Source organism: Bacillus haynesii, from assembly GCF_014042035.1.
Lineage (GTDB): Bacteria > Bacillota > Bacilli > Bacillales > Bacillaceae > Bacillus > Bacillus haynesii.
Genome location: NZ_CP059494.1, coordinates 1,538,555 through 1,559,696, shown reverse-complemented (window position 1 = coordinate 1,559,696; position 21,142 = coordinate 1,538,555). Strand labels below are relative to the sequence as shown.

The 21,142-nt window shown below is 42.6% G+C and carries 21 protein-coding genes and 1 pseudogene; 13 read left to right on the top strand and 9 right to left on the bottom strand.

Annotated elements, in window-relative coordinates:
* Positions 1–70: 70 nt before the first annotated feature.
* From H2R00_RS07680 to H2R00_RS07655, 7 genes and pseudogenes are all read right to left on the bottom strand, one after another.
* The gene (locus tag H2R00_RS07680; RefSeq protein ID WP_154996015.1) at positions 71–1,201 is read right to left on the bottom strand and encodes a Rap family tetratricopeptide repeat protein; all 1,131 of its coding nucleotides are present in this window, start codon (positions 1,199–1,201) and stop codon (positions 71–73) included.
* 138 nt (positions 1,202–1,339) lie between these two features.
* Positions 1,340–1,513, bottom strand: a pseudogene (locus tag H2R00_RS21195) (DUF8096 family protein).
* Between the two features lie 196 nt (positions 1,514–1,709).
* The gene (locus H2R00_RS07675) at positions 1,710–2,501 is read right to left on the bottom strand and encodes a DUF817 domain-containing protein (protein ID WP_182070769.1); all 792 of its coding nucleotides are present in this window, start codon (positions 2,499–2,501) and stop codon (positions 1,710–1,712) included.
* Positions 2,502–2,630: 129 nt separating this feature from the next.
* On the bottom strand, positions 2,631–2,852 hold the full coding sequence (locus H2R00_RS07670; RefSeq protein ID WP_182070768.1) for a helix-turn-helix domain-containing protein: 222 nt from the start codon (positions 2,850–2,852) through the stop codon (positions 2,631–2,633).
* A 10-nt stretch (positions 2,853–2,862) separates the two neighbouring features.
* Positions 2,863–3,345, bottom strand: a complete 483-nt coding sequence (locus H2R00_RS07665; RefSeq protein ID WP_154996011.1) for a DUF2975 domain-containing protein — start codon at positions 3,343–3,345, stop codon at positions 2,863–2,865.
* Positions 3,346–4,002: 657 nt separating this feature from the next.
* On the bottom strand, positions 4,003–4,335 hold the full coding sequence (locus H2R00_RS07660) for a hypothetical protein (protein WP_154996009.1): 333 nt from the start codon (positions 4,333–4,335) through the stop codon (positions 4,003–4,005).
* An 11-nt stretch (positions 4,336–4,346) separates the two neighbouring features.
* Complete coding sequence (locus tag H2R00_RS07655) at positions 4,347–5,774, bottom strand: lipase (protein WP_182070767.1); 1,428 nt, start codon at positions 5,772–5,774, stop codon at positions 4,347–4,349.
* A 107-nt stretch (positions 5,775–5,881) separates the two neighbouring features.
* Between H2R00_RS07655 and H2R00_RS07650 the strand changes: the two genes are divergently transcribed.
* From H2R00_RS07650 to H2R00_RS07640, 3 genes are all read left to right on the top strand, one after another.
* Positions 5,882–6,166 carry a DUF1433 domain-containing protein gene (locus H2R00_RS07650; protein WP_411802187.1) on the top strand — a complete coding sequence of 95 codons (285 nt, stop codon included), beginning with the start codon at positions 5,882–5,884 and terminating at the stop codon, positions 6,164–6,166.
* 170 nt (positions 6,167–6,336) lie between these two features.
* Positions 6,337–6,651, top strand: coding sequence for a MafI2 family immunity protein (locus tag H2R00_RS07645; RefSeq protein WP_154996005.1), 315 nt, complete (start codon positions 6,337–6,339; stop codon positions 6,649–6,651).
* A 416-nt stretch (positions 6,652–7,067) separates the two neighbouring features.
* Positions 7,068–7,922: a DUF1672 family protein gene (locus tag H2R00_RS07640; RefSeq protein ID WP_182070765.1), complete on the top strand. Its 855-nt coding sequence runs from the start codon at positions 7,068–7,070 to the stop codon at positions 7,920–7,922.
* Between the two features lie 349 nt (positions 7,923–8,271).
* Here the strand turns inward: H2R00_RS07640 and H2R00_RS07635 are convergent, their stop codons facing one another.
* Complete coding sequence (locus H2R00_RS07635; protein ID WP_003181225.1) at positions 8,272–8,460, bottom strand: YkvS family protein; 189 nt, start codon at positions 8,458–8,460, stop codon at positions 8,272–8,274.
* A 166-nt stretch (positions 8,461–8,626) separates the two neighbouring features.
* Between H2R00_RS07635 and H2R00_RS07630 the strand changes: the two genes are divergently transcribed.
* The 6 genes from H2R00_RS07630 to H2R00_RS07605 all read left to right on the top strand — a co-directional run bounded on the left by H2R00_RS07630 (position 8,627) and on the right by H2R00_RS07605 (position 15,154).
* The gene (locus tag H2R00_RS07630) at positions 8,627–8,821 is read left to right on the top strand and encodes a protein YkzS (RefSeq protein WP_182070764.1); all 195 of its coding nucleotides are present in this window, start codon (positions 8,627–8,629) and stop codon (positions 8,819–8,821) included.
* A 228-nt stretch (positions 8,822–9,049) separates the two neighbouring features.
* Positions 9,050–9,661, top strand: coding sequence for a cell wall hydrolase (locus H2R00_RS07625; protein WP_182070763.1), 612 nt, complete (start codon positions 9,050–9,052; stop codon positions 9,659–9,661).
* A 178-nt stretch (positions 9,662–9,839) separates the two neighbouring features.
* Positions 9,840–11,180 (top strand): polysaccharide biosynthesis protein, encoded by a 1,341-nt coding sequence (locus H2R00_RS07620; protein WP_154995999.1) that lies wholly within the window; start codon positions 9,840–9,842, stop codon positions 11,178–11,180.
* Between the two features lie 63 nt (positions 11,181–11,243).
* Positions 11,244–11,735 carry an endospore biogenesis thiol-disulfide oxidoreductase StoA gene (gene stoA / locus H2R00_RS07615; RefSeq protein ID WP_182070762.1) on the top strand — a complete coding sequence of 164 codons (492 nt, stop codon included), beginning with the start codon at positions 11,244–11,246 and terminating at the stop codon, positions 11,733–11,735.
* Positions 11,736–11,989: 254 nt separating this feature from the next.
* Positions 11,990–13,897 (top strand): heavy metal translocating P-type ATPase, encoded by a 1,908-nt coding sequence (locus tag H2R00_RS07610; RefSeq protein WP_182070761.1) that lies wholly within the window; start codon positions 11,990–11,992, stop codon positions 13,895–13,897.
* 162 nt (positions 13,898–14,059) lie between these two features.
* Entirely contained in the window at positions 14,060–15,154 is a 1,095-nt protein-coding gene (locus H2R00_RS07605; protein ID WP_182070760.1) for a M24 family metallopeptidase, read from the top strand.
* A 69-nt stretch (positions 15,155–15,223) separates the two neighbouring features.
* Here the strand turns inward: H2R00_RS07605 and H2R00_RS21375 are convergent, their stop codons facing one another.
* Positions 15,224–15,358, bottom strand: a complete 135-nt coding sequence (locus tag H2R00_RS21375) for a hypothetical protein (RefSeq protein WP_003181237.1) — start codon at positions 15,356–15,358, stop codon at positions 15,224–15,226.
* 486 nt (positions 15,359–15,844) lie between these two features.
* On the opposite strand from H2R00_RS21375, the gene H2R00_RS07600 reads away from it, so the two are divergent.
* From H2R00_RS07600 to ptsG, 4 genes are all read left to right on the top strand, one after another.
* Positions 15,845–16,570, top strand: a complete 726-nt coding sequence (locus H2R00_RS07600; RefSeq protein ID WP_182070759.1) for an NPP1 family protein — start codon at positions 15,845–15,847, stop codon at positions 16,568–16,570.
* A 221-nt stretch (positions 16,571–16,791) separates the two neighbouring features.
* Entirely contained in the window at positions 16,792–17,763 is a 972-nt protein-coding gene (locus tag H2R00_RS07595) for a LacI family DNA-binding transcriptional regulator (RefSeq protein ID WP_182070758.1), read from the top strand.
* A 132-nt stretch (positions 17,764–17,895) separates the two neighbouring features.
* Positions 17,896–18,741: a glucose PTS transporter transcription antiterminator GlcT gene (gene glcT, locus H2R00_RS07590; protein ID WP_154995987.1), complete on the top strand. Its 846-nt coding sequence runs from the start codon at positions 17,896–17,898 to the stop codon at positions 18,739–18,741.
* A 222-nt stretch (positions 18,742–18,963) separates the two neighbouring features.
* Entirely contained in the window at positions 18,964–21,060 is a 2,097-nt protein-coding gene (ptsG, locus tag H2R00_RS07585; protein ID WP_182070757.1) for a glucose-specific PTS transporter subunit IIBC, read from the top strand.
* Positions 21,061–21,142: the final 82 nt, after the last annotated feature.

Below are 21,142 nucleotides of genomic sequence, written 5' to 3'. Positions count from 1 at the left end.
GTCGGTTGCTGAAACAGCGCTAATACCCATCGTTAATATCGCGGCGGCTAAAATGGGAATAACGAGCTTTTTAATACTCATAGAGACACTCCCCTTTTTTAATTTGTGTTTGCGCATACATCATTTTTTGAAGGAACTCGATTGAGTTTCTGTGGTCTTTTCTTTCAAGGTATTGGTTGGAGACTTCAAGCGAAAGCTCTTCTATGTATGCAAATATTTTATTCTCTTCCAAGTATTTAAATACCTCTAAAATCTCTTCTTTATTCACAGAATAGATATATAACGCCTCGAGATATTCAAATAGTGAAGTGAATAGGGTATCATTGAATTTTTGAGCTGTTTGTCTACCAATACGAAATATCTCGATTGCGCGCCCGTAGTTTTTCTGTTTAAAAAGAAGTTGAGTAAAGTAATATAATGATTGTGGTAGGTTATTATATTCTTCTTTTAGGTTAATCTCTACGGCTTTTTCAGCATATTCAACTGCTGCATCAATGTCCCCCATACATTCATGACAGTCGGCTATATTAAAATAGGCAGAACTAATGAGCCTTTTATTGTCGATCTCTATCGCTAATTGAAGTGCGTTTTCCAAGTGAGGCAAGGCTTTGTCGTGGCACATTAAATCGTCATAGTTACCCGCGATAACAAATAAACATTGGATTTTACGGACTGTGTAGAGTTCATGATTATTGTATATTTTAAAGGCCCTCAATATATGATACATGGATACATGAGTCTGTTTCATGATGTAGTATGCTTCAGCCATTTTAAAGTGAAACTCGGCTTGTTCTATAACATCCGTAATGAGAGACAACTGTTTTTCTGCGTTTCGATAAAACTCTATCGCTTTGATGTACTGTTTTTTCTCAAATTCATACATGCCCCTAAAGAAAAATGAGTAGTAACTAAGGAGGTCATTTAAATCTCCTCGAGGCTCCTCGATTTGTTTCAACAATTCATGGATTGATCGTCCCTGTTTTCTTTTGTTAGTAGGTTCTAAATATTCTAACATTAATTGATGTCTAAAACACATCAACTGATAGTAAAGGAGTAAGTCCTGATCCTCTTCCATTTGATTAATTTCCTTCTCTACTTCTTCTTTTAACTCCTCTGCATCCGGTACACTAAACTCTCTTATCATTTTATACCATTCGTGTATTTTCACTCCGACTTTTGACGAGGGTATTAACTGTTTCACTTCCACCTCTCCCTTTTTATTTCCTTTTTGTAAATATATTACTATACTTAGGGAGATAATAGGTTGAAAAATGAAAAAATTTTCGGCATACCGCAATTAAAGCAATACAAAAAGACGCCTGTTAAGGCGCCTGATATTCTATATGCTCTTATTCATGCCACATCTGCAGCATTCTCGAAGGTAAATTTCGTCCTTCACCGAGCTCTTGAATAGCGGATAATCACAGTTGTCTCACCGACCATAAAGACCGTCCGGTTATTCGTTATAATCGTATACCACCGTAATATCATATCCTTTTATTTCGTAATCCATTCGCCAACGATCTCCAACTAATAGGATACGTAAGAGGACGGAGGATTCAATGTTTTCTCCAGGAAAATGAATCTTGGTGATCAAGTCTTATGACCTACTAAAGGAGTAATTCGATATGTGAATGATCAGCTTAAAGAAAATTTTTTATTGATGTCTGCAACAGGTCCCATAGCTCTTTGATACCCGTTAAAATAAGTTATAAAAATTGACCGGCATCCACTCTAGTGGAATCTTTCTCCTTAACCAGTTTTAACGTGGCTACGATTAGAAAGCTGACAATCACTAATAAGAGCCATGAACTCACCTTTCCTAGATGAACGAGATTCCACGCACTGGTTTGGTTTGGATATGTCCAGGCTCCAAAAAACGTTGCGATATTTTCGGCTATCCATATAAAAAATCCGATGAGCACAAAAGAAAGTGCGAGCGGCATACGGTAACGAATGCCATTAACCTCGTATGTGACCCATGATTTCCAAAAGACAATCATCACAAGCCCAGATAACCAATAGCGGACGTCAATCCAATAATGATGGAGGAAAAAATTCAAATAGATCGCAGCGGCAAGAGGTACAACGACCAAAAACGGCGGCCACTTAACCAGTTCAACCTTAAGCCTCCTCCACGCTTGGCAAAGATAACTGGCTACACTTGCGTACATAAAGCCGCTATACAAAGGCACTCCAAAGATTTTGGAGTAACCTTCCTCCGGATAAGACCAGGAACCCATTTGCACCTTGAAAAGTTCAAGAGCTAGTCCAATAAGGTGGAACAATGTGATCACCTTTAGTTCATCCCGTGTTTCTAGACCGGAACGCACCATCCACCATTGCATGAGAACACAGATGATGAGCAGCCAGTCATACCGCGGCAGGAAGGGAAGAGAGATGATTTGTGTAATAGCCAAAGAGGCAAAAATAACGACAGGAAATAAACATGACAGGGACTGCTCCCAACCAAAACGAACGAGTTGTTTTAGTGCTCTCATGATGTGTGCCTCCGAAGTTTTTTTCTGCATATATGCAAGGCCAGCTTAGTATAGCAGCTAAACAGACTTACGGGTATGCGCATAGGATCACCGCCGAATATCTTGTTTCTTTCCATATTAAATAATTTTTTAATCCTGGTTGTCTTCATCACTTCGGTATTCCAAAATATCTCCGGGTTGACATTCTAAAGCCTTACAAATCGCCTCTAAAGTTGATAATCGAATGGCCTTTGCCTTTCCATTTTTCAATATAGAAAGATTCGCCATTGTGATTCCAACCCTCTCAGATAGTTCTGTTACGCTCATTTTCCTTTTAGCCAGCATCACGTCAATATTGATGATAATTGCCATTGTTTTCACCTCAGACTGTTAAATCATTTTCTGATTTTATATCGATCGCTTCTTGCAATAGCCTTTGGAGAACAGCAGCAAAGACTGCGATAACCATTGAAGCAAAAATAAGGACCAATCCGATGAGTATGATGCCTGGCGCGTCGTCCATCTCCGCGATGAGATAGAAGAGTGGCATGCCTGCCGCAAATAAAATACTGATGGTGATTGCACAGTATTTTATATTCTTTAAAGCCCGGACAGATAATTCTGAGAAAGCTTTATTCTGGTCAATATAGCTTAAAAGTTTAAAGGCTTGATACAGAGCAAAGTAAAAAGGTATCGCCGCTGCATACAAATCGATATAAACGAGATATTTCAGATAAGAAATATCTGGATACAATTCGGCTGTAAAATTCGCTATTCCCGGCACAAAAAATATGCACAAAGCAAGAACTGGAATTCCAATAAGAATAACAGCTATCTTTAAAAATAGTGTTGATCCTCGTTTCATAAAAAAGCACCTCACTTATTTTTGTCGATTTGAATTTAACACACTATTTATCGTTTTACAATAAAAATATATTGAAATTGATGATTTTATTATTGTTATGAAATTTTAGACAAGATGGCGTTACTTGCGGAAACAAAGCCGTTTATAACAACACGTCAGCGGATTACACACACCTCTTGCCGGCCTTTACGGCTTCCGCCGAACCCAAACAATCAAGCTCAAATCGGTTTAGAACGATAACTTATATGCGCAGGTTCGGGATAAGTCAAAAATCACGATCGAATTACGCGGTTGTTAAGCCGGGACTCAGCAAAACCATTCCGCCTATTTGCAAATAAAAGCCCTAAATATGTTAAGCGCGTACTGAATCCTACAGATCGTCGAGGAGTGAAAAAGAATCGATTTTTCCCAAACATATTTTGAATTTATAATAGAATAGCTTTAAAGGAATATGTATCAACAAGTCGACTGGCATATGTTGTGTTATAAAATAAAACAGCTGGCGATTGGCGTGTCTTTCCTTTTAACGTGAAGAGTCGAGGAGTTATTTGAGGTGAAGTAGAAGACGCTGACGCATGATCGACGTCTTTTTATTGTGGTAAACACAGAGCAGAGAGTGTAGATTTAAATTAAAATAAGACGCCAATTAAGGCGCCTTCATCTTGTCTTGAATCCATTCACAAAACTTTCTCCGTCTTTCTCCGTATTAATAAGCTGCTGGGCGCTTTGGCTGATTCGCTGAGCGAGCGCCTGCTGCGCTTTTCCTTCGAAACTGTAGAGAAGTGCTGAATAGACGCTGTTCATTTCTTTTTGCATATCGTCTACTTTAAACTTCGGTCTTAGTGTAGTTTTAATGCCTTCAAGCTTAGTTGCGGCTGTTCCTCTCATGCCCGTTTTCAGCATTTGAAGCTGGTTGCGCCGTATGAGGAGCGTATCTTCTTGATCTCCGTTTAAGTTGTTGAGTGAAGCCAGTTTATTGAAATTTTCCATTGTTTCATCTCCTAAAGCTTAAGCCAATTTGCCAGCATTTTGTCTTTCGATTTAAAATCTTTTGCCATCTGTGCCAGGTATCCGCTGATGTCTTCTAAATCTGAAATCGTGTCCTTTAATGAAGCAATATACGCTTTTTCGGCATGAACATCGTAAAAGAGCGGATTGCCTTTTTTGTCAAAAGACTGCGCCAGGTTATTCAGCGTATTGTTTACATCGTCAAGCGTCAGCTTGTCGTATAAACCGTGACCGACTTGACGGTAGGTATCATGTTTCAGGTCGTTGATCTCGGCGTCGTGTTCCTGATAAGCGTTTTCGGCTTCCCGTTTCATCGTCCGCAGATCGTTGATAATCGCATTTACTTTTTGCGCGAGCTGTTTGGCGACTTCCGGGGTGATTTTAATCGTGCCGCTGGCGGAAGCAACTTCCGGTGGAAGCATCGCTTTTAAATTTTTGTCATAAACGAGTTCATCGCCCTCTATATTTTGAACGTTGCCGTTTTCGTCGAAAGAGAAATTATTGCTGCCGACCCAGTGTGTATCGGGATTTTGAAAGATTAGCGTATTAGCGAAATACAGAAGGTTTCTTCCGACCTGTTGGAGTTTATTACCGTCAAGCCTCTTTTCGCGATTAGCCATTGCGATAGAAGGATCTTTTGTATAAATGGTAGTCCCATTGTGGCGATCAAACTCGTCCCACCAACCGGCACCGACCATATCATCCGGATTGACAATTGACTTTACATAAGGGTTATAGTCTCCATTATTAATTTCCTTTTGTTTTTTTTCTGAATGTAATTTAACAATTGATGGGCTGTTAAATGAAACAGCGTAAATATCATTGTTGACCGCGCTGTATTCCGCCTCTGCTCCTCCTAGAGAGTGTCCGGTGGTTGAAATAATCGTTGAGGTACCTTTATACTTTTGTTTGACTTCCCGCACAAGTTGATCAGCTTGATCGATTTGCGAGGTTTTTGTAATTAATTTATAATCTCCGGACTCAAGCATGGCAGTTTGTTCCATCGAACCTGTATATCTCCCAAGTGTCGTAGATGTATCTCTCGCATCTTTCTTGACGACATATTGTGTTTTATCTTTCGGATCGTTTCCTAAGACAATATTGTTAACGTCCGCTTGTTCTACGTCACTTAACGGGTCCTTTCCTGGGTCTGTTCCAGCAAAAGCTACAACGACGTTTTTCGGGTTATCGGATTTTACCCACTTGCCGTTTCTCTTTTCGGCTTGTGACAGAACAACCGCATCGAGGCCGGTGTCGTCGTCGTTTCGAACGCGCTCAACGTACCAACCAATCTTGTTTTCTGTTACAATTGGCGTGTTACTTTTTAATTTTTCTTTAAGTTGATCATACTTATACGCATTTCTGCTTAATGAATAATAAGTGCTATCCGACAGATTTGGAACTTTTATGTTTTTACTCATACAAAACCTCACAAATTTAGTGTAAAATGGTCTTGAAAGGATGAATTTTTTTGAAAGAATACCTTATAATTCTAGCTTTAGTAATTATAGCAGTCGGGGGTTTTATTGTGAAGAACAACGCACAACATAATGAAGAAATTGAAGAGTTTAAAACTGCAAAAATACATATGGAAAAATTCTTGAAGGCAAATTATGAAGGGATAGATAGTGTTCAGTTCGAGGATAGATATGAAATAGACCCAATGGGCGGCGTACAGGTGTTTGGGTATTACAATAAAGATAAAAATAAAAAATTTGATGGTATATACGATCCGTCTAATCATAAGATAATGAGTCATAGTGTTGATGCTGTTATGAAAAAAGAGTGTAGAGATAAAGATTGCGGATATTAAAGGCCCCGCTTAACAATGAGCAAACCCTTTTTTGCTTACTTCTATAACGTTCCCAAAAATTCCCGATCTTCAAACAATAAATAGCCGGAACGATTTAGTTCAACTCAATCTGTGGGAGGAAGGGTATACTTTAGAAAAAAGCTTATTATTTTGAGGTGGATATTGAAATTATGGATTCGACAATGAATAATTTAATCATCAGTTGTCATTACGCTTTATTGGGGGCAATCCCATACAAATTAAGGGGACTCGCAGTAAAGTTAGAAAATGAAACGTTATACTGGAAAGGTTATTTTAACGGGGAGCCTACAGACGATGAAAAAGAAATGCTGAGCGTAGCTTGTACAGAGGTACTTGCTGACTTTCCAGTCATTAAGGATTGCGAAGAAGAGTATATCAATCATCAGTTTCCATTAAAAATGGATAAATTGCAGTTTTGGGCATTTTTAAGATGGGAAGATAACTTGCATGCGGAAATAGGATAAGCTGTAAAACAACGAAAATTTGATTTATAATAATTTGTTTCATAGATATGGTGTGACGTGTAATAACCGAAAGGTGAATCCATTTTCTGATTATATGGCTTAAAGCTTTAATATGCATAGTTGGTTATCGGGAAACCACATTCAAAATCGTCCAAGTTCATAATAATAAAAAGATATTCGTGTTGAGTAGGCGTGCATCGTTGCACGCCTATTCCTTTTGAAAGGAATTTTTCCTCTAGAACTAAAGAACTTAATAATTCATATTTTATTAGTTCTATTATCCTGTTTTATATGTTTAACTCCAAAAATACACTTCATATGATTTATAATGAAACAGACCTAAGAATTAGCAAACATGGAATGGGATTCAATAAAATCGTATAGTAGGGATGCAGTATGAATTGGAGGATACATTTTTGAAATATAAAAAAGCAGCAGCACTTGGAATTGGTTTACTTTTGTTTATAGGCGGATGTCAGAACAGAGAGGATTCTGAAATTAGCGTCCAAGATTACACAGGACAAGACTTCCATATTCATAGTAAAGGTTATCAAGCAGAAACCGCTGAGATTGCAGAAGCGCATCGAGATGAGGTTAAAAAAACTGTAAAAGATTATTTCTTGGATCAATATAGAACGAAGGTAAAAATCCATAACATTGTCGGAGGGCATGGATTTGTTACTGTGTATGCTGAATCAGTCGGAAAATTGCATTTCTATACAAGCGCAAAAATTAAAATTGATTTGGACAAGAAAGAGGTGCAGACTGACGCGATCAGCTCATCGGAGTTGGACGTGAAAGACTCGATTACAAGCGCGATATACGCACTGGCTTTTGAAGACGAATTTGCCGCGCTAGATTACTATTTAGAGAAGCTGACAGAAGATGAACCGGTTGTAGGTAAAACGCAGGCAGCCGTTGATAACACAAGCGGTAAGGGATATCAGACACCCTATTATGCTGTTTCTTTAAATGCGGATTGGAAGGATGACCTTTATTCAGCATATTTAGAAAATCCGAAAAGAAGTAAACAAGATTGGCAAGAGAAATTAGAGGATGAAGAAATCACCCCAAAATCATGTGATATCATTATACAGTTATATATGAAAAAAGCACATACAAGGCCAAGCGAACGCATTTATAATCAAGTTGTGCAGGATATCGAAGACATGGAAGAGCTGGCCCCAGGGACTTACAGCATTTACTTGAATGACAATAGAATCGATAAAAACTTAGGTTATAATCCAAGAAAAAGCACGCTTGGACGATAATGTCTTCCTAAACTGATAATTTGAAAAGGAGAACGATCAAATTTTCTGTATTGATAAGGGCCGGAAAGATAAAGTCATCTATTTTAAAATAATGTTTAAGGGAGCCGGAAAGCGGTCGGGTATTCATTTCATTCCGCACGGTCGCCGGCTTATTCAGTTGTTCAATCAAAAAGCGACATCCATTACGGCACTGCGCGATGCTTGAAATATCAAACTTCTTCGGGACGATGTGGGAACAGAGGAAAAAAACCGCCGGACCCGGGTGGCAGGCGGTTTTTCCTTTTGTAGAAAAACTTGTGGAAATAAAGCTGCGTGGAAATCGTGAATTTTTGCTGTGAAGGGCGGCTGATTAATGCAGGGAGTCTTTAATAATTTTATAGTTTTTATGATTGACGACGGTTAAGGAGTCCAGTTCCAAGTCTCTGTAGTTTTCCATAATCGTGACATCGACGATCACAGAGTTTTCGTTTACTTTCTCTACGATTCCGGTGAGTCCGTTTTTAAATTCGATGACGTTCCCGACTTTTGCAATTTTCAAGTGACTTCCTCTCCTTTAAAGTAAATTAACCTATTGAAAGTATTTTGCAATATTTTCTTGGAGAAGTAAAGCGATTTGGGAAGCGGCATCACTATTGTTGTACCCGGTGTGACTTAATGATATAGTTAATTAGTTAAAGATGATGAGAGAAAAGGGGAGAGAATAGGTGACAGAGCAAAATGCCATCGATCAGATCGAGCAATTAAGATCAGGGAGCATTTATGAGCTCCATGTGAAAAAGGAAGATTTTCTTTCTTTCAGAGCCATCTTAACAAAGCAGGAAGATTTTAAGCATTTTCGCGGCATTGCCCAGCATGGCGGAGATATTATATTTCAATATATGAAAGAGGCAAGAAGCTAAAAAAGCTTTCTCAGACCGGCTGAGAAAGCTTTTTTTATTTGTGTGAAGGCATATGTTTCTGGAGATTTTGGTGTTTTCTGCATGAAATCGTCCGGCTGTCTGCAATAATGTGACAACCGGACGGTTTGATGGAAGTCATGCCAACATTTTGGCAATGAAATCAGCAATTCGTCTTGTTACTGTAAAACATATGTTTTTTTCGATGAAGATTTGACAAGGAGGAAGGAAATGAAATCGAAGTTTGCTGCGCTAGCTGCGTTTTTAATCTGCATGCTGCCGGCGGCAAGAATCGAGCATGCTCAAGCTGTCATGTTGTTCTCGAAAAAAGACAAACAGGAAATGGAACGGCTGATGGAAAGCCTTAAACAAGAAGAAAATCCTGCTTTTTCTCAATTGACAGATGAAAAAAGCTTCATTGAAGCTGCCTATCTGCCAGCTGAAGAGGAGGAGGAAATAGAAGAAGTTGAAGAAGAGACGACAGATCTTACACAAAAAGAAAAAGATCTTTTATCAAGGCTTGTACATGCCGAAGCAAAAGGCGAGTCATTTGAAGGAAAAGTGGCTGTCGCCAATGTCGTCCTGAATCGGGTGGAAGACAGCCGATTTCCTGACAGCGTAAAAAGCGTGATCTATCAAAGAAACGCTTTTGAGCCCGTTCTAAACGGCAGCATCGAGAAAAAAGCAGACCGCGAATCAGTTGAAGCTGTGGAAGAAGCGGTAGATCAAAATAAAAAAGAAACAGACGCTTTATTTTTCTATAATCCCGACATCGCTTCTGATGACTGGATTAAAACGAGAAAAGTCGTGAAGCGCATCGGCAATCATGTCTTTGCGATCTAAACAGCAGTCAGGGCCATCCGCCTTGGCTGCTTTTTATGTGCGATTCTTTCTCACTTTTCACAGCCCAAGAAAAAATTTGTTTTTGATACTTTATGAAAATCAATTTTCATTAAAAAGAAAATAATTTTTAGACTTGTCTCATATGATGGGATAAACCCGTGAGACAAGGAGAGACCTCATGAACCGTTTTGTAAAAGGAATCGTTCTTCTTTCGCTAGCTGCTTTTTTTGCAGAATGTCTTGAATTCGTCATCAACATGATTCTTGCACGGGAGCTTGGCGAGCATGGCATGGGGCTCTACATGAGTGTTTTGCCTTCCATTTTTTTAGTCGTGGTGATTGCGAGCCTTGAGCTGCCTGTATCGATATCGAAGTTTATCGCCGAGTCCAGCCCGAAGCTGCACGAAAGCATGCTGAAACATGCATTGCGGATGACTGCGGTCTGCACGGTTTTCTCCACGGCGGCTGCAGTGATCATACTTCCATTTATTCCGGTTTTTGATTCTTATCACCCTCTGATCAGAGGACTTGTGATCGGGATGATCCCTACGGTTGCATTCACATCGATCGCGAGAGGCTACTTCATGGGCGTTCAGCAAATGGGTAAAATCGCAACGGCGAATGCACTGAAAAAAATCTTTCAGCTCATCGGCTTGTTTTTATTTTTTCAATGGTATTCCTTTGATTTGGATACTTCTCTTCTGATCTCATTGTTTGTCCTCGTTGCAAGTGAAGTGGTCGTGTTTGTTTATTTGTTTTCGCAGTTTGTTTTGGTCAGGCGCGCCGCTCAAAAGGGGCAGCAGATCCACTTGCGGAGAAACGATGTTTTAAAGCGCCTGCTCACTGTTTCGATCCCGACGACGGGGCTGCGCGTATTTCACGCTGTGACAAATGCCGTTGAACCTTTTTTGGTGAAGGGGACGCTGCTTGCCGCTGGCGTATCGAGAACATCGGCCATCGACCAGTTCGGCATGCTTTCGGGTGTGGCGATGACAATCGGCTTTTTTCCGGCTTTTATCGCCCATTCACTGATGGTCGTCATGATCCCGAGCATTTCTGAAAGCTACGCTTACGGACAATACGAAAGAGTGATCAAACGGATTAAACAGGCGATCTTCATCACGCTGTTTTACGGCATACCGTCCGTCATGGTGATGTATCACTTTGCAGAGCCGCTGACCCATTTATTTTTCGATTCGGTCAAGGCGTCTTTTTACCTTAAAATGTTGTGGCCGTATTTTTTATTCCACTTTTTTGCCATGCCGTTTCAGGCCTGTTTAATCGGAATGGGGTTGGCCAAAGATGCCTTTTACCATAACGTTTGGGCCAGTGTCTTGTCGTTTTTGATGATGTATGTTCTCGGGTCCATGCAGACTTTGCAGATGACGGGGATCATTCTTGCGATGAATACCGGTATGATTTTGCTGACGGCGCTGCATTATGTGACGATTTGCAAAGAGCTGGGCGTCACACTTTTGTTAACAAACAAATCTCGCTCTCCGAGAATTGAAAGCCGTTAATTGACTCTCTTCATAGTTTTGGTTTTTGCGGGGAAGCTAATACTAAAAAGAAGGGGAGTTCACATGCGAAGAATCAGTCTTATTTATCCGCTCATTCTGCTGCTTTTTATCGGGGCATTCGTATTTCAGCCGCAGGCCTCTGCAAAACATGCTTCGCCGGCAGTCATGCAGATGAACACGGTGGAGGGGCAGCGCGTCGTCATTCCCGCCGAAGGCCAGAAGACGATCGTTCATTTTTGGACGACCTGGTGCCCGCCGTGCCGTGAAGAGCTTCCGCGATTCCAATCCTACTATAAAAGCAAGCAATCCGGCGTAAAGCTCGTGACCGTGAATTTATTGAATGCTGAAAAAAACGAACAGAAGGTGAAACAGTTTATTAAAGCAAACAAGCTGACATTTCCGATCGTTTTTGACAAAAAGGGCGAAATGATGAAAGCTTACAATGTCATGACGATTCCAACAACTTTTTTCTTTAATGAAAAAGGAGAGCTGGAGAAATCGGTTGTCGGACCCATTACTGTAGAACAGATGAAGGAATGGGCAGGGAAAAGCTGAGCCGGGAGTTCAGCTTTTTTTTGGTATGTAAATGATAATTAATATCATAAGGAAATTATAATAATTATTATTTGAAAACGTAGAATGCCGTGCTATAATGAGAAATAGAAAAGGGTGTGTTCAATGGACAAGAAGCAGTCATACCCTTATATAAATAAAATACTTAATGTTTATGCTGCCGATGAGGCGGCAATTTGTTTTTTAAGAAGGAAATTGACGATGAATTACATTCTCAATTAGGGAGGATATTGGAGATGCAATTAGAGATCGGGAAGCAATCGCAGCAAAACCGTCACACGTTTCACTTTGAAAATTGGAGGCAGCACGGGGAATTGATTGCTGCGCTTTTGTCGGGCTTGTTGATTCTTGCCGGCTGGCTGTTGTCCGGCAATGAAACATTGTCCGTTGTTCTGTTTATTTTAGCTTTTTGTATCGGCGGCTTTGCCAAAGCGAAAGAAGGTATACAAGAAACGCTGTCGGAAAAAACGCTGAATGTTGAACTCCTGATGATTTTTGCGGCAGTCGGGTCTGCGCTGATCGGCTACTGGGCTGAAGGGGCCGTCTTAATTTTTATCTTTTCTCTCAGCGGAGCGCTTGAAACGTATACATTAAATAAAAGCAAACGCGATTTGACATCGCTGATGAAATTGGAGCCGGAGGAAGCCGCTTTGCTTGAAGAAGAAGGGACAAGAACCGTGGCGGCAGCCGATCTTCAAGCGGGCGACCTCATTCTTGTTAAACCTGGAGAACGCATTGCGGCAGACGGGGAAATCGAAACCGGAAAAACGAGTATCGACGAATCGGCTCTAACTGGCGAATCAATCCCCGCGGAAAAAACACTCGGAGACGCGGTTTTTGCGGGGACTGTCAATTTAAGCGGATCACTCACGGTCCGTGTCACAAAGGCAAATGAAGATTCGTTGTTCAAAAAGATCATCCGGCTTGTTGAGTCTGCGCAAAACAGCGTTTCGCCGTCACAGGCGTTCATTGAGCGATTTGAAAATATTTACGTTAAAGGGGTTTTGCTTGCTGTCGGACTGCTGCTCTTTCTGCCGCATTTTTTGCTTGGCTGGAGCTGGAGCGAGACATTTTACAGAGCGATGGTGTTCATGGTCGTCGCTTCGCCATGTGCCCTTGTCGCTTCGATCATGCCTGCCGCGCTGTCGCTGATCTCGAATGGCGCAAGAAACGGCCTGCTTGTCAAAGGCAGCGTCTTCCTTGAAAAGCTCGGCAACAGCAAAATTGTTGCATTGGATAAAACGGGAACGATTACGAACGGAAAGCCTGGCGTGGAAGACATGCTTCTAGCTGCTGATATCGGGGAGTGCGAATGCTTGGAGGCTGCTGCTGCAATTGAGAAGCAGTCAGGTCATCCGCTTGCCAAAGCCATTGTCGAGTATGCAGAAGCAAAAGGCATCGAGCCTGCCGCGAATGTGTCGATCGAGGAGACGTCAGGGTTTGGCGTTCAGGCTCAATACCGTGGAGAGACATGGCTGATCGGCAAAGCCGGATTTGTCGGGGAAGAGGCAGCCGGGCAGTTTCTCACGGCGGCTGTTCAGAAGCTTGCCAAGCAAGGAAAAACAATTGTGTTTATGAAAAAAGGCGAAAAAATCGCGGGGTGTTTTGCATTAAAAGACCAAATCAGACCGGAAGCAAAAGCGGTGATCGAAGAGCTGAACGCGCTTGGTGTTCAGACGGCGATGCTGACAGGGGATCAGCCTGAAACCGCAGCGGCTATCGCACGCGAAGCGGGCTTAAAAATCGTCGTTTCAGAATGTCTTCCTGACAGAAAAGTAGAGGAAGCGAAAAAGCTGAAAAAAACATACGGAACAATCGTTATGGTGGGAGACGGAATCAATGATGCACCGGCCCTAGCCGCCGCTGATGTGGGGATCGCAATGGGGGAAGGAACAGATGTTGCACTGGAAACAGCTGATGTCGTTTTAATGAAAAACGAATTGACAGGACTGACCAAAATGATTCGGCTCTCCCGGAAAATGAATACGATCATTAAACAAAACGTCATTTTCTCGCTTGCTGTGATCTGTCTTTTAATCTGCAGCAACTTCCTTCAAATTCTTGATCTGCCGCTCGGTGTCATCGGGCATGAAGGAAGCACACTGCTTGTTATTTTAAACGGCCTCAGGTTGTTGAAATCCTAAAAAAAAACGGCTGCACGTTAACGGCAGCCGTTTTTCTTTTTGAGAAAGAGGCGACGCATACATAACCGGTGAGCAAGAGACGGGAAAAACTGATACAATGGATGTGATGCTTTTACATGTTAAATGTATGGTACGGAAACTGTCTCAAGGAGTGAACAGAGCATGGAAAGAATCGAACAAATCTCTTCCTGGCTGAAAGAAAAAAACATATCTTCGGCTTTTATTCATTCAAAAGAAAATGTATTTTATCTCACCGGCTTTTATACAGAACCGCACGAACGGCTGATGGGCGTTTTTATTTTTCAAGATGAAGAGCCGTTTTTTGTTTGTCCGCAAATGGAGGCCGGCCAGGCAAGAGCAGCCGGCTGGGCGTATGAAATCATCGGATACGGGGATCATGAAAACCCTTGGGAACTCATATCCTCAGGGCTTCAAAAGCGGAACGGCCAATATTCAAAAGTAGCGGTTGAAAAAGAAACGCTTGCTCTGTCGCGCGCTGAAATGCTGCAGGGAGTCACTAACGGTGCGGAACTTGTCTCTGCAGAGGAAAGGCTGAACCAAATCCGCGTCATCAAAGACGAAAAAGAAATCAGCATACTCCGCGAAGCGGCCAAGCTTGCCGATTACGGAGTTGAAGCAGGCGCCGCCGCATTAAAAGAGGGCATAGCGGAAATCGATGTCGTCGCTAAAATCGAATATGAACTGAAGAAAAAAGGAGTCCAGGGGATGTCGTTTTCCACAATGGTCCTTTTCGGAGAAAAGTCGGGACAGCCGCACGGAAACCCGGGCAGCCGCACCCTTAAGCCGGGCGATTTCGTCCTCTTTGATTTAGGCGTGATCATTGACGGATACTGCTCTGATATTACAAGAACGCTCGTCTATCAAAATGTGAGCGAAAAACAAAAAGAAATATATGATACGGTGCTTCAGGCCGAAACGGAGGCACTTAAGATGAGCAAACCCGGTGTCAGAATCGGCGATCTTGATTTGAAAGCGCGCGGCATCATCGAAAAAGCGGGCTATGGTGATTACTTTCCTCACCGTCTCGGGCACGGGCTCGGGATTTCACCTCATGAATACCCGTCCATGAGCCATAACAATGACGAGCTTTTAAAACAGGGCATGGTATACACGATTGAACCCGGCATTTATGTGCCGGAAATCGGAGGCGTTCGCATCGAGGATGATGTACTAGTCACAGCCGATGGAGCAGAAGCGCTGACAAAGTATCCAAAACAGCTGACTGTCATTTCGTAAAAAATGGAACCCGCCTGCGCGGGTTCTTTTTTATTCCGGACGTGAATGGTTTGTCTTTTCATCTCGCCGTCAATCCTTTGAAATAAAAAAATCGTCAAAGGAACGGAATGGTTTGATCTCGTGTTTTTCTTTGAGCGGTTTCATCGCTGCTTTTGAAGACAGCACGATAACGATACATAAGAGGATCAGAATGAAGATACCCATTTTTCTTCTCCTTTCTGGAATGAAAACGTGTTCAGCACCGGTGCTGCCTTCATTCTAAATTATGAAATGCTTTCCATAGCAAGCCCTAAATCAATAAAGAAAACCCCCTGATGTCAGGGGGTTCAGGAATTCAGCTTCATATTATTGACACTGATGCTGCCAAAAAAGTCCTATGATGATCGTTTGATGAATGAATCGATGACGCTTACCTGCTTTCGTTTTGGTGATTTAGATTGATCAAAAGATAATCGGTTTGCATCATTATTCTCATGTGAAAAATTTGTATACTAAGCTCAGAAGGAAAGGGGGGATTAAACGGGAAAACCGCTGACAAATTAAATCTGTTTTAGGCAAAATCTTCTCATCTCGCATCCAAATATTTCAGTCTCCGCAACGATTGCGGATTCACCCCCACAACAAATAAGCATGAAGGATTTTTCTAATGATTTGAAGTTTATTACCTCTCTGAAAGGAAGCTAGCAAAGAGTGAAAAAATTAGGATATGTACTGTTTTTGTCGATGTTTGCTTTTTTCAGTATCGTACCGGCAGCTGACGCGAAAGTCATTGATCATGACAAAGTGCAAGGTTTCAGCGAAGTAACCCCTGTGACGCTTTCTCAAAAAGCGGCCAAACGTTTTCAGCCTTTTTTGAAGGTCGCGAGCGGCTGCGTCCCTTTTCCCGCAGTTGACGCGCAAGGCAACACAAGCGGAGGCCTGGAGCCTACAGGAGCGCCCGAAGGCCACTGCAGCAAAAGCGTGGGACAAGTTTACTCCCGTTCTGCATGGTATAATGGAGTTTGGGCGATTATGTATGCATGGTATTTTCCTAAAGATTCACCTCTGCCTTTAAAAGCATTCGGCCATCGACATGATTGGGAAGGAATCGTCGTATGGATCGATAATCCGGCAAATCAAAATCCAAAAATGCTTTCCATCGCTTATTCTCAACACGGTAAATTTCAAAAAACAGCTCCAAACAACAATATTATGGAAGGCGATCATCCAAAGATCCGCTATGATGCTCCGCAACCACCGATCAACCACAGCCTATATGTGGACAGTGCAAAGGGCGGCACCCAGCCTCTCATCGGATGGGAAGATTTGACGCCTGCCGCAAGAAACGCATTGAACACAACGGATTTCGGAAGCGCAAACGTTCCTTTCAATGATCACAATTTCACGAATAACCTAGGAAAAGCATGGTTTAGATAAAAAATATTTCGTGTATCCGGCTGATTGGTGAAATGTTTTCATATCAGCCGATTTTTTTTGCCGCCTGTACCTCCTCCAAACATCTTCTTCGCTTATCAATAGAACCCCGAAAAAAATTCCCGAAAAAGATCAAAATCTATGGCTACAAGCGATATAATTTCTTTATGATGATGAAATGATCCGGCACGTACGAAAAGATTTGAATGAAAGAAGGGAAACGAATGGCAAATATCAGGAAAATAGCTGAAGCCGCAGGGGTTTCCATCACGACTGTTTCAAGGGTTCTCAACGGCCACCCGTATGTCAAAGAAGAAAAGCGCCAAAAAGTTCTTGAGACGATTGAACGGCTCGAATATGCAAGGAATATGCATGCCGTTCATTTATCGAAAGGCTTTTCCAATATGATAGGGGTTGTGCTGCCGACCATCAGCCTTCCTTATTTCGGCGAGCTGCTGGAAGGAATCGCTGAAGAAGCTGCGAAGGAAGGCGTTCACTTTTCGCTTTATCAAACAAATTATCAATTGGAAAAAGAAGTTTTTGCATTGGAGCAGCTGAAACAAAGACAGGTGGACGGCCTGATTTTCTGTTCAAAAGCGATGTCTGATGAAGCGCTTTTGGACTGGCGTGAGACCGGTCCGTTCATCCTGTGCCAGGACTCAAGCGAGCAGCATTTTTCAACGGTCAGCATTCCGCATAAAGAAGCGTTCCAGCTTGGACTGGATTTTTTGATTGAAAAAGGGCACACAAAAATCGCGATTGGTTTGGCAAGGAAAAACGGCATGAACAGCCACTTTCGCCTCAAGGCATACAAGGAAGCTTTGGCCGCAATCGGGGAGCCTTACCGGGAAGAGTGGGTATTTGAGCGGTCGCTGACGATTACCGACGGGCAAAAACTGTTCTCCGAATGGAGAGGGATGGAGGAGAAGCCGACAGCTGTATTTGTCGCCAACGACCAAGTATCAGCCGGTATGTTTCTTGAAGCGCAGCGTCATCAGGTAGATATTCCCGGAAGCCTCGCCATTTTAAGCTGTGACAACCAGCCGATCAGCGAAGTGCTAGGCATTTCAACGATCAAAATCAATATAAAGGAAATGGGGAAGCATGCGTTTCGCCTTTTGCAAAAAAGAATCAGCGGTGCCGACCCGGAAAAACAAACCGTTCCTTACAAGCTGGTCAAAAGGGCGACTGTGTAATTAAAACATCAATCATTTTCCAGACAGTGATCAAAATTCGACATTTTTCATCAAAAACGTCAAAATAAATTGACGCGCTTTCATGAGTTTTGTACGATATGAGAGATTGATGACAAAAAGGAGCTGAGGATCGTGAACAGATCCTTTACCGTTGAAAAGGTACTCAACAACAACGTTTTAATCGCTCTCCATGATGATTACAGAGAAGTTGTCTTGATTGGCAAAGGAATCGGTTTTGGTAAAAAGCGCGGAGATCTTATCGAACATGAGAACTATGAAAAAATGTTTATCCTGGAAAATGATAAGGAACAATCGCAGTATAAGAAGCTCCTCACTTATGTCGATGAAAAAATGGTTGATATCGCCAATGATGTCATCTACCATATCGCGCAAAAAATCGGCCAGCCGCTGAACGAACACATTCATGTCGCCCTGACGGACCATATCGCATTTGCGGTTAAGCGCTTAGAAAAGGGATTTGATATGAAGAATCCGTTTTTGCTTGAGACGGAATCGCTTTATCCGAAGGAATACGAAGTCGCCAAAGAAGCCGTCGATATGATTAATGAACAATCCGACATTCAGCTGCCTGAAGGAGAAATCGGGTTTATCGCACTTCATATCCACAGTGCGATGACGAACCGCCCGCTTTCTGAAGTCAATCAGCATTCACAACTGATCTCCAGGCTTGTCCAAGTCATCGAAGATTCGTTCCAGATGCAAGTCAACAGGGAAAGCGTGAACTATTTGCGGTTGATCAGGCACTTGCGCTTTACGATTGACAGGATAAAACGGGACGAGCCGATTCAGGAACCGGAAAAATTAATGTTGTTGTTGAAAACGGAATATCCGCTGTGTTACAATACTGCTTGGAAGATGATCAAGATCTTGCAGCAAGCGCTCAAGAAACCAGTTCATGAGGCAGAAGCCGTTTATTTGACATTGCATTTGTACCGTTTAACTAATAAAATTTCATAACGCCTTTATAACGTGTTACTGATTCGATCAGGCATGAGTGAAAAAAGGGAAGAAATGAAGACGCTGTCTTTTGTTTCTTAGTGTACCCGCTTTCACCATGCCTTTTTTGTCGTTCTAAAGGCGAAATGTAAACGGTTTATTTGGATGAAAAAGCAGTCTTTTGAACGAAGTTGTCATGAATTTTTGCTGTAAGGTCAAACTATCCTTAGAGGGGGTTAAAAAATGTTTAAATCGCTATTTGGCGTTCTGCAAAAAATTGGACGGGCGCTGATGCTTCCTGTTGCCATCCTGCCGGCTGCAGGGATTCTGCTCGCGCTTGGTAATGCCATGCAAAATCCGCAGATGACAAAAGTCGCACCATTCTTAACGAACAGCACCGTTCAGCTTGTTGCGAAAGTGATGGAAAGTTCAGGTGACGTCGTGTTCACCAACTTGGCGCTCCTTTTCGCAGTCGGGGTTGCCATCGGTTTGGCTAACGGCGACGGTGTTGCCGGAATCGCCGCTATTATCGGATATCTTGTTATGAATGTCACAATGAGTGCAGTGCTTCTTCAAAACGGTTCGATTCCAAGCGACGCAGTTGAAAGAGCACAGTTCTTTACTCAAAACCATCCGGAATATACGACAATGCTCGGGATACCGACATTGGCAACAGGGGTATTCGGGGGTATTATTGTCGGTGTCCTGGCCGCTGCCATGTACAACCGTTTCTACACAATCGAGCTTCCGCAATATTTAGGATTCTTTGCAGGAAAGCGCTTTGTTCCGATCATTACATCTATTTGCGCATTGCTGCTGGGTCTCGTCATGCTGTTTATCTGGCCGCCGATCCAAGGGGCACTGAACAGCTTTTCGACGAACCTGCTTGCAGCCAATGAAGCGGTCGCAGCTCTCATCTTCGGAATGATTGAGCGGGCTCTGATTCCGTTCGGTCTTCACCACATTTTCTACTCGCCGTTCTGGTATGAGTTCTTCAGCTATACGAACCAGGCGGGAGAAATTGTCCGCGGTGACCAAAGAATTTTCATGGCGCAAATCAAAGACGGAGTCGAATTGACAGCGGGTACATTTATGACCGGTAAGTATCCGTTCATGATGTTCGGCCTTCCTGCGGCAGCGCTTGCCATTTATCATGAAGCAAAACCGCAGAACAAAAAGCTTATTGCCGGTATTATGGGGTCAGCAGCTTTAACAGCATTCTTAACAGGGATCACCGAGCCGATCGAATTCTCATTCCTGTTTGTCGCTCCGATTCTGTTTGCGATTCACTGTGTGTTTGCCGGCCTGTCATTCATGATGATGGATATTTTGAATGTTAAGATCGGGATGACGTTCTCCGGCGGTTTGATCGACTACTTCCTGTTCGGAATTCTGCCGAACCGTACTGCTTGGTGGCTTGTTATTCCTGTCGGTTTAGTCCTGGCTGTCATCTACTACTTCGGATTTAGATTTGCCATCCGCAAGTTCAACTTGAAAACGCCTGGACGCGAAGATGCAGCTGCAGAATCCGCTGATGAAGGCAAAGAAGCAGCAGGAGATCTTCCTTATCAAATTCTTGAAGCAATGGGTGACCAGGAAAACATCAAGCACCTTGACGCTTGTATCACAAGACTTCGCGTAACAGTCAACGATCAGAAGAAAGTTGACAAAGAGCGCTTGAAAAAACTCGGCGCATCAGGTGTACTGGAAGTCGGCAATAACATCCAAGCGATTTTCGGACCAAGATCCGACAATTTAAAATCGCAAATGCAAGACATTATGTCAGGCCGGACACCTCGTCCTGAAAAAGCGCCGAACGCTGCCGAGGAAGTGGAGCAGCAAATCGAAGAAGCTATGGTCGAGCCTCTTCAAAACGAATCCGGTGAAGAAGTATTCGTTTCACCGCTTGCGGGTGAACTTCATCCGATTACAGATGTTCCGGACCAAGTATTCTCCGGAAAAATGATGGGCGACGGATTCGCGATTCTTCCTGCAGAAGGCACAGTTGTCTCACCTGTAAGAGGTAAAGTGCTGAACGTATTCCCGACAAAGCATGCGATCGGTCTGCAGTCTGACGGCGGCAGAGAAATTCTGATCCACTTTGGAATCGATACGGTCAGCCTGAAAGGCGAAGGCTTCACTGCATTTGTTTCTGAAGGTGATCGTGTTGAGCCTGGCCAGAAACTGCTTGAAGTTGACATTGAAAAAGTGAAGGACAACGTACCTTCCCTGATGACGCCGGTCGTGTTCACGAACCTTCAAGAAGGCGAAAGCGTGAGCTTGCAGGCAGAAGGCAATGTCAGCCTGACACAGGACGAGATCGTCCGCATCGAAAAATAAATTCACAAAATGGCCGTACTTGTCAGATGACATGTACGGCTGTATGATATAATATTGTGAATGTACTAAAAGCTTTAAATTA